This is a genomic window from Streptomyces apricus, from assembly GCF_008369065.1.
Lineage (GTDB): Bacteria > Actinomycetota > Actinomycetes > Streptomycetales > Streptomycetaceae > Streptomyces > Streptomyces apricus.
The window spans coordinates 41,901-50,695 of sequence record NZ_VDFC01000032.1 but is presented as its reverse complement, the minus strand read 5'-3'; the positions used below and the strand labels follow the sequence as shown (position 1 = coordinate 50,695).

The following is an 8,795-nucleotide window of genomic DNA, read 5'->3' as shown; positions in this document are numbered from 1 at the left end:
CCGCCGTCACCGGGGGGTGGCGGCCTGGGTCGGTACGTCCGTCGGCTTCTTCGCCGGGGACACGTCGGGGACGGCCGTCGGCGTGCTCGACCCCCCGGTGGGGACCGTGCTCACGGACGTCCTGGGAGGCAGGGACTCCGCGGGTTCCGGCGAGGGGGTCGGCGTGGCCGGGCGGGTCGGCGAGGGCGCGGGAGTGCTCGTGGACGGCGTGGACGGCTTCAGTGTCGGGGGTGGCGAGGACGGCGGGGCGAGGGGCACCGCCGGGGACACCGGCCGGTCCGGTGCCGCCAGGCGGACCGGCAGCGCCACCAGCGCGGTGACGGCGCACAGCAGCCCGGCCCCGGCCGCCGCGCGCAGGAGCCGTCGGCGGGCCGCGCCGCGGCGGATGGCCTCGTACCGGCCGGGCGGCGGTCCGAGGTAGTCGGTGCCGGGCCGCAGGATGACGGCGAGGGGGTCGTCGGGGTCGAAGTCCGGGCCGTCGTCAGAGTGTGTGATCAACGCTTCTCCTCAGATGGGCGCGGAGCAGTTCTCGGGCCGCGTGGAGATCGGCCTTGACGGTCCCTTCCTTGCGCCCGGTGAGCACGGACACCTCCCTGATCGGCATGTCAGCGTAGTAGTGCAGCAGGATCGGCACGCGCAGCCGTTCGGGCAGCGACTGCACGAGCAGGCGCACCGACGGGTCGGCCGGTTCGGTGGCCGGGCGGACGGCGGCCTCCGCCGTCGCCCGGCGCACCGCCCGGCGTTCGCGCTCCAGCTTGCGCCAGTGGTCGCGGACCAGGTTGGCGACGGTGACGTAGAGGAAGCCGCGCGGCTCCGCCACGGTGGTCCAGCGCGCCCAGAGCCGGGTGAACGCCTCCGAGGCGATCTCGTGGGCCGTCCCGTCGTCGTCGACCAGCCGGCGGCACCAGCCGGCGAGACGCGGGTAGAGGGCGGCGAACAGCTCGGACGCTGCCTCCTCGCGGGACCGTTTCAACGCTCTCCTGGTCATGACGCGTTCGTGGAACTCACAGATTTCACGGAACGTACGGGACGTATGGAACGTACGGAGCATGCGGACCGTACGGGCCATGCGGAACGGACGGAGCCCGTGGGGCCGGGGCTCATGGAACCAGCGCCGCGAACACGATCACGCTGTCGCGGTAGCCGTCACCGCTGCGCGGTCCGCCGCACGTGATGAGCCGCAGCTCCGGCCGCCCCACGTCCCCGTAGACGTCGTCCGTCGGGAAGTCCGCCTGCGCGACGGTCCGTACGCCGGTGACGGCGAAGGACGCCGAGGTGCCGTTCTCCAGGTGCGCCACGATCCGGTCGCTCTGCCGCAGCCGGGCGAGCCGGCGGAAGACGCCGTCCCCGTACGCGCCGACCGTGACGTGGCCGAGGATCACCGACGGGCCGACCTGGCCGGGCGTCGGCGAGTGCCGGTACCAGCCCGCCCGGTCGTCGGCCTCGACCGGCGGCACCTCGACGCTGCCGTCCGGGGCCAGCCCCAGCCGCATGACCGGGGTGTCGACCCGGATGGCCGGGATGCTCAGCCGGACGGGCACCGAACGCGTGAGGGGCCGCACGGCCTTCCCGGCGGTCCGCGAGGCCTCCGGGGACGGTCCCGGCGCGCTCTCCCCGCGGGTGGTCGGGCCGCCCGAGCTCGGCGACGCCTTCGCGCGGTTGGCTCGCCGTTACGCGGACGCGGCGGCCGGAACACCTCTTACGGACCGGTGACGTGCGGCGCGCACACCGCGCCGGGGCCCGGGGGCGCGCCTAGGGTTCCGCACATGCGTGTACTGGTCACCGGCGGAGCCGGGTTCATCGGGTCCCATGTCGTCGAGGCGCTGCGGGCGGGCGGGCACGAGCCCGTGGTGTTCGACCTACGGGGCGGAGGGGCGGGCGGTGACGTCCGGGATCCCGACGCGGTCTCGGCGGCCCTCGCCCGGGTCGACGCGGTCTGCCACCAGGCGGCGATGGTCGGCCTGGGCGACGGGGTCTCGGACGCGGCGGACTACGTCTCCCACAACGACCTCGGTACCGCCGTCCTGCTGGCCGCGATGGCCCGGGCGGGGGTGCGGCGGCTCGTCCTGGCCGGCTCGATGGTGGTGTACGGGGAGGGCCGGTACACATGTGCCCGGCACGGTACGGTGCGGCCCGGGCCGCGGTCGGCCGCCGACCTGGCGGCGGGGCGGTTCGAGCCCCGGTGCCCCTCCTGCGCGGCGGACCTGGCCCCGGGCCTGGTCGGCGAGGACGCGCCGGCCGACCCGCGCAACGTGTACGCCACGACCAAGCTCGCGCAGGAGCACCTGGCCGCCGCGTGGGCGCGCTCGACGGACGGCACCGCGGTGTCGCTGCGCTACCACAACGTGTACGGGCCCGGGATGCCGCGCGACACCCCGTACGCGGGGGTGGCCTCCTTCTTCCGCTCCGCGCTCGCCCGCGGGCAGGCTCCGCGGGTCTTCGAGGACGGCGGCCAGCGGCGGGACTTCGTGCACGTACGGGACGTGGCCGCGGCCAACGTGGCGGCGCTGGAGGCGGAACGGGCCGGCGGCACGCTCGGCGCGTACAACACCGGGAGCGGGGAGCCACACACGGTCGGGGAGATGGCGGTGGCACTGGCCGGCGCGCACGGCGGACCGGACCCCGTGGTGACCGGTGAGTACCGCCTGGGGGACGTACGGCACATCACCGCGGACTCCTCCCGGCTGCGGGCCGACCTGGGCTGGAAGCCACAGGTCGGCTTCGAGGAGGGCATGCGGGAGTTCGCGACGGCGCGGCTGCGCGAGGGGTGAGCCCGGCGCGCGGGCCCGTCGCGCGGCGCCCGGGCCGGGCCCGCGCGCCCGCCACGAGCCTCAGGTGACCGCCGCGGGCAGGGTCACCTCGAAGCGGCAGCCGCCGGCGATGTTGTGCACGGTGGCGTGTCCCCGGTGGGCCTCCACGATGCCCCGGACGATGGCGAGTCCCAGGCCCGCGCCCGCCGGGGGCGTGCGCGCGTCGGAGCCGCGCCAGCCCGTGTCGAAGACGCGCGGCAGGTCGTGTTCGGGGATGCCGCCGCAGCCGTCGGTGACGGACAGGACGACGCCGTCGGCCCTGCGTTCGGCGGCCACCGCGACCGTGCCGTCGGCCGGGGTGCGCCGGATCGCGTTGACCAGGAGGTTGCCGAGGACCCGGCTCATCTCCTTGCCGTCCACCTCGACCGGTACCGGTTCGACGTGGTCGCCGACCAGCCGCACACCGTGGCTGCGGGCGAGCGGGTCCGCGCCGGCGAGGGCGTCGCCGACCAGGTCGTACAGCGACATGCGGGACGGGGACAGGACGAGCGTGCCGGCGTGGATGCGGGAGAGCTCGAAGAGGTCGCCCACCATGTCGTTGAGGCGCTCGACCTCGGTGCGGATCTGGCGGAGGTAGCGCTGCGGGTCGGCGGCCACGCCGTCCTCCAGCGCCTCCGACATCGCGCGCAGCCCGGCCAGCGGGGTGCGCAGGTCGTGCGAGATCCAGGCGACGAGTTCGCGGCGGGAGGACTCCAGCGCGCGCTCGCGCATCCGGGACTCGGCGAGCCTGGCGCTGGTGGCGGTCAGCTCGCGGCTCACGGCGGCCAGTTCGGCGGTCGCCGGGGCCTCGGGCGCGGTGAAGTCGCCGCCGTCGCCGAAGGACCGTGCGGCCACGGCCAGTTCACGGCTGCGGGCGACGATCCACCGGCCGAGCAGCAGCGCGGTGATCATCGAGACCACGGCCGCCATGGCGAGGACCGTGGTGACGACGCTCAGGTCGTGCGCGGACAGGAACATCGCCTGCGCCACGGCCAGCGTCCCCGCGAACATCGCGGCCACCGCCACCGCGGCCACCACGGCGAGCGACGCGGTGAGCGAGCGGCGCCGGACCAGGCGCAGCGCGCCCGCTCCGGTCAGACCGGTGGCCGCGGCACCGGCGAAGGCGTACAGGGCGATCAGGAGGGTGTCATTCACGGCCGGTCCCCTCGTGGTCACCGGTGGGGTCGTGGTCACCGGTGGGGTCGAAGCGGTAGCCGACGCCCCACACGGTCTGGATGAGGCGGGGCCGCGCCGGGTCGTCCTCGACCTTGCCGCGCAGCCGCCGCACGTGGACCGTCACGGTCGACAGGTCCCCGAAGTCCCACCCCCACACCTCGCGCATCAGGTCCTCCCTGCCGTACGCGCGGCCGGGGTGCCGCAGGAGGAAGGCGAGCAGGTCGAACTCCCGCAGGGTGAGGGCGAGTTCCACGCCGTGCTTGGTGGCGCGGCGCCCCTCGGGGTCGACGGCGAGACCGGCCGCGGCGAGCGGTCCGGCCGGGCCGGCGGGGCGGGTACGGCGCAGGACCGACTCCACCCGCAGCACCAGTTCGCGCGGGCTGAACGGCTTGGTGACGTAGTCGTCCGCGCCCACTTCGAGCCCCGTGATGCGGTCGTCCTCGTCGCCGCGGGCGGTGAGCATGATGACCGGCACCGGCCCGCGGTCGCGCAGCCGCCGGCACACCTCCAGACCGTCCATGCCGGGCAGCATCAGGTCGAGGACCACCAGGTCGGGCCGGTGGGCGGCGGCGCGGGCGAGGGCGTCGGGGCCGTCGCCCGCCCGGTCCACGCGGTAGCCGGCGCGGTCGAGGTATCCGGAGACGACCTCGGCGACGGTGGGGTCGTCGTCGACCACCAGGACCCGGGGCCCCGCGGCGGGGCGGGAGGCGCCGGAGGGAGCGGGTGTCGGTTCGTGCGGCTGGTGCATGCGCCCAGCCTCGCACCGCGGCGGCGCCCGCCGCGTCCCCGGACCCCGACGTCCTTGTTTCGTAAGGAGGCCATGCCCCATATGTCTGATTCGTCTTCGTAGGGTGAACGGCGTGACGACCCCTCCTGATCTCCCTGAAGTCGATGTGGTCCTCCCGTGTCTGGACGAGGCCGGGGCCCTGCCCTGGGTCCTCGCCCGGATCCCGCCGGGCTGGCGCGCGATCGTCGTGGACAACGGCTCCACCGACGGCTCGGCCGGCATCGCCCGCGCGCTCGGCGCGAGCGTCGTCCACGAGCCGCGCCGCGGTTTCGGGGCCGCCTGCCAGGCGGGGCTCGGCGCCGCCACCGCCGACATCGTCTGCTTCTGCGACTGCGACGCCTCGCTCGACCCCTCGCTCCTCGTCCCCTTCGTACGCGAAGTGCGCGGCGGTGAGGCCGACCTGGTGCTGGGCAGACGCCGTCCGCAGGGCCGGTCCGCCTGGCCCGTCCACGCCCGGGCCGGCAATCTCGCCCTCGCCCGGCTGCTGCGCCGCCGCACGGGGCTGCGGCTGCACGACCTCGGTCCGCTGCGGGCGGCCCGCCGCGAGCCGCTGCTCGGGCTCGGGCTCACCGACCGGCGCAGCGGCTATCCGCTCCAGATGGTCGTCCGCGCCGCCGACGCGGGCTGGCGGATCACCGAGCACGACGTGCCCTACCTGCCCCGCACGGGCGCCTCGAAGGTGACCGGCACCTGGCGCGGCACGTGGCAGGCGGTACGGGACATGAGCCACGTCCTGGCCGAGCGTGAACCCGAACCCGAACCCGGACCAGGGCCCGAACCCGGCCCCCGCGCCCCGCAAGGAGGCGGTGTCCGATGACCACCCTGCTCGTCATCGCCAAGGAGCCGCTGCCGGGGCGGGKGAAGACGCGTCTCACGCCGCCCTTCAGTCCGGTGGAGGCCGCCGCGCTCGCCGAGGCGGCCCTGACCGACACCCTGTGCGCCGTGGCCGCGACGCCCGCCACCCGGCGGGTCCTCGTGCTGGAGGGGGCGCCGGGCCCCTGGCTGCCGCCCGGGTTCGACGTCGTGCCGCAGTGCGGCGGCGGCCTCGACGAGCGGCTGGCCGCCGCCTTCGCCGGCTGCGACGGACCGGCCCTGCTCATCGGCATGGACACCCCCCAGGTCACCCCGGCCCTGCTCACCGCGGACTTCGCCGGCTACGACGCCTGCTTCGGGGCCGCGGAGGACGGCGGCTTCTGGGCCCTGGGGCTGGCCGAGCCCGACCCGCGGCTCCTGCGCGGGGTCCCGATGTCGGTGCCCACCACCGGCGCCGTGCAGCGCGAGCGGCTCGTCGGCGCCGGACTGCGCGTACGCGACCTGCCGCGCCTGAGGGACGTCGACACCGCCGCCGACGCCGCGCAGGTGGCGGCGGCCGCCCCGCACACCCGCTTCGCCGCCCGGCTCGCCCGGCTCGCCCCGCTCGCCTGGTCCGGCGGGCTCGCACCCTCGGCCGACCGGTGAACGGGCCCGCGGGCGACCTCGCCCTCGACGGTCCCGGCGCCCCGGCGGCCCGCCCGGCCTGGTCCACCGCCGACCCGTACACCCGCGCCCTGCACACCGRCCGGGGGCCGCTCTACCTGCGCCGGGCGGACGGCTGGCTGCTGCCGCTGGAGGTGGAGCGGTGGTGCGCCCGCGCGGACGCGGTGGACCTGGAGCTCCTGGGCCGGTGCGAGGGTTCCGTGCTCGACATCGGCTGCGGTCCGGGACGGCTCGTCGCGGAGCTGGCCGGGCAGGGCCGGCGCGTCCTCGGCATCGACGTCAGCGCGGCGGCCGTGGCCCGGACCACGCGCCTGGGCGGCCCGGCCCTGCACCGCTCCGTCTTCGACCCGCTCCCGGCCGAGGGCCGCTGGGACACCGCGCTGCTCGCCGACGGCAACGTCGGCATCGGCGGCGACCCCCGCGCGCTCCTCGCCCGGACGGCCCGGCTGCTCACCCCCGGGGGCCTGCTGATCGCCGAGACCGTGCCGGCGGACGTCGACGAGCGCGTGCGCGTGCACATCACGGACACGCACGGCTCCCCCGGTACGCCGTTCCCCTGGGCGCGGGTCGGAACCCGCGCCCTCCTGCGGTACGCCACGCGCACCGGCTGGACCGCCGTCGATCAGTGGGAGTCCGGCGGCCGCTCCTTCGCCGCCCTGCGCTCCCGCAGCGACGCCCGCAGCAGCAGGAGCGCCGAACCGGCGAAGAGGACGGCGGTGATCAGCAGCCAGCGGTCCAGGAAGCCGTCCGCCGACCTCCCGGTCGCCCTCCGGTACCGCTCGTCCACCTGACCGGTGATCAGCGGGAACCAGACGAGCAGGAGCAGCGCGGACAGCGCCGCCGGGACCCGTACGTACACCGTCCGCTCCCGGCGGCCCGCCGCGCCGAACGCGCGGACGACACCGCGGTCCACCGCCGCGTACAGGGGCAGCAGCACCAGGTCGTGCAGCAGGGCCGCCCCCACGAACCACAGGACCACGCCGGACCAGTCGTCGGCGAGCAGCCGCACGCCCGCGTACCCGGCGAGCGCGAGACCGCAGGTGAGGACCAGGAGGGGGAACGGACGGCCCACGAAGGCCCGCCGCGCGGCCGCCCGCCGCCCCGGAGCTCCCGGCTCCGGTGTCCCTCCCTCCGGTGTCCCCCGCTCCGCTGCTCCCCGCCTCGTGCGGACCGTCCTCATCGCAGGTCTCCGAACGTCATCCTRGCCACCCATTTCGTGTTGAGCACACCCGGCGCGGCCGGCACGATCACCCGTGCCGGGTAGCCGTGGTCCGGGCTCAGGTCCTCGCCGTTGACCTCCAGGGCGAGCAGCGAGTCCGGGTCCGCCACCTGGTTGGCGCGCAGGGCCGCGCGCCGGAAGGCACCGTGCCGCTGGACGGACTCGACGAGGAGGTCCGGCGGATCGCCGTCGTGGCCGACGAGTCGCGCGAGGTCGCGCAGCCGCACCCCGCGCCACCACTGGTCGGAGGTGGACCAGCCCTCGACGCAGGCGATGGGCAGCGCCGCGCTGTGCAGGGGCAATTGCAGGAGGTCGTGCCGGCTCAGCCGGACCGTTCCCGTCCGTCCCACGACCACGAGCCGCCACACGCCGTCGTCCGTCTCCCGCGCGTCGATCCCCGCGTACGCGGCCGTCTTGTTGATCTGGAAGCCGTTCGGGCCGCTGCCGGGGTCGGCCCCGCCGTGCGGCGCGAGGAGGGCCGTGCGCCGCAGCGGTCCGCCGAGGCTCTGTCCCGCCGTCGTCCCGAACAGCAGCAGGGACCCGCCGCCGACGAACCACAGCGCCCCGCGCCGGGAGACGGTCGCGGGATCAGGACGGGGGGACACCAGTTCCTCCTCCGCCGCCGGTCGTTCCCGCTGCTGCCTCATGTGCCGTACGTTCCGCACGGCGGCCGGTGTCTTCAGCGCCGCGTGGGTGAGGAACGCGGCGAAGAACACCCACGCGCCGTAGAAGTGCAGCGGGTAGAAGGACCCCGGGAAGACGTAGTCGAGCTGGACGTTGAGCACGCCGGTGGCGAACTCGAACAGCGCGCCCCCGACCAGCAGCAGCAACGAGAGCCTCTCCAGCCCGTGGGCGAGGGAGCGGACCGGCGGCAGGGTGAACAGTTTCGGCACCACCGACCAGAGCTTGGCCAGCAGGACGGGGACCAGGGTGATCCCGAGGGTGACGTGGACGCCCTGGGTGAGGCGGTAGAGCCAGTGCGGGCTCGTGGGCCAGGCGAAGAGGTAGAAGCCGAGGAGCCCCTTGTCGGGGGTCTTGTCGTTCAGCGGTGACAGACCGGGGTTGTAGGCGGCGTAGGAGAGCAGGCCCGTCACGAACAGCACCGTGATGCCGACGAGGAGGACGAGGCCGAGCACCGAGGTGAACCGGGGCCCGCGCAGCGGACTGCGCCAGAAACCGGGTGAGGTGGGAAGCCGTGCGGTGAGGTCGCGCATGGCCCGACCGTAGGCAGGAAGGGGCCTTCGCAGGGGCGTGCGACCCATGACGAAACGCTGACGTCCGCACGGCAGGCGACCGCGGACGGCCCTCCCCGGCCTAGCGTTCCCCCGTGATCCGCTCCCCGCTCCCC

Annotated in this window: 9 protein-coding genes and 1 pseudogene; 4 read left to right on the top strand and 6 right to left on the bottom strand. The window is 75.6% G+C overall.

Annotated features, from left to right (window positions below; translation table 11 throughout):
- Positions 1-6 precede the first annotated feature (6 nt).
- The 3 genes and pseudogenes from FGF04_RS10925 to FGF04_RS10915 all read right to left on the bottom strand — a co-directional run.
- Positions 7-498 carry a hypothetical protein gene (locus FGF04_RS10925; protein WP_149511089.1) on the bottom strand — a complete coding sequence of 164 codons (492 nt, stop codon included), beginning with the start codon at positions 496-498 and terminating at the stop codon, positions 7-9.
- Positions 482-973 carry an RNA polymerase sigma factor gene (locus FGF04_RS10920; RefSeq protein ID WP_149511106.1) on the bottom strand — a complete coding sequence of 164 codons (492 nt, stop codon included), beginning with the start codon at positions 971-973 and terminating at the stop codon, positions 482-484. Before FGF04_RS10920 ends, FGF04_RS10925 begins: the two co-directional genes overlap by 17 nt.
- Positions 974-1,100: 127 nt before the next feature.
- Positions 1,101-1,634: pseudogene (locus tag FGF04_RS10915) on the bottom strand (class F sortase); the annotation flags it as partial.
- Between the two features lie 132 nt (positions 1,635-1,766).
- Between FGF04_RS10915 and FGF04_RS10910 the strand changes: the two are divergent.
- Entirely contained in the window at positions 1,767-2,771 is a 1,005-nt protein-coding gene (locus FGF04_RS10910) for an NAD-dependent epimerase/dehydratase family protein (protein ID WP_149511087.1), read from the top strand.
- A 60-nt stretch (positions 2,772-2,831) separates the two neighbouring features.
- Here the strand turns inward: FGF04_RS10910 and FGF04_RS10905 are convergent, their stop codons facing one another.
- Together FGF04_RS10905 and FGF04_RS10900 are read right to left on the bottom strand one after the other, a co-directional pair.
- Complete coding sequence (locus FGF04_RS10905; protein WP_149511086.1) at positions 2,832-3,944, bottom strand: sensor histidine kinase; 1,113 nt, start codon at positions 3,942-3,944, stop codon at positions 2,832-2,834.
- On the bottom strand, positions 3,937-4,713 hold the full coding sequence (locus tag FGF04_RS10900; RefSeq protein WP_149511085.1) for a response regulator transcription factor: 777 nt from the start codon (positions 4,711-4,713) through the stop codon (positions 3,937-3,939). Before FGF04_RS10900 ends, FGF04_RS10905 begins: the two co-directional genes overlap by 8 nt.
- 103 nt (positions 4,714-4,816) lie before the next feature.
- Between FGF04_RS10900 and FGF04_RS10895 the strand changes: the two genes are divergently transcribed.
- From FGF04_RS10895 to FGF04_RS40970, 3 genes are read left to right on the top strand one after another with little or no spacing between them, the layout of a single operon-like run.
- Positions 4,817-5,569: a glycosyltransferase family 2 protein gene (locus tag FGF04_RS10895; RefSeq protein WP_149511084.1), complete on the top strand. Its 753-nt coding sequence runs from the start codon at positions 4,817-4,819 to the stop codon at positions 5,567-5,569.
- Positions 5,566-6,210 (top strand): TIGR04282 family arsenosugar biosynthesis glycosyltransferase, encoded by a 645-nt coding sequence (locus tag FGF04_RS40975; protein ID WP_149511083.1) that lies wholly within the window; start codon positions 5,566-5,568, stop codon positions 6,208-6,210. The genes FGF04_RS10895 and FGF04_RS40975 overlap by 4 nt, the downstream gene beginning before the upstream one ends.
- On the top strand, positions 6,207-7,019 hold the full coding sequence (locus FGF04_RS40970; protein ID WP_235882278.1) for a class I SAM-dependent methyltransferase: 813 nt from the start codon (positions 6,207-6,209) through the stop codon (positions 7,017-7,019). The genes FGF04_RS40975 and FGF04_RS40970 overlap by 4 nt, the downstream gene beginning before the upstream one ends.
- Before the next feature lie 385 nt (positions 7,020-7,404).
- Here FGF04_RS40970 and FGF04_RS10875 read toward each other — a convergent pair whose 3' ends face one another.
- A complete protein-coding gene (locus FGF04_RS10875; RefSeq protein WP_149511082.1) occupies positions 7,405-8,661 on the bottom strand; it encodes a molybdopterin-dependent oxidoreductase in 1,257 nt (418 codons plus the stop codon).
- Between the last annotated feature and the right edge of the window lie 134 nt (positions 8,662-8,795).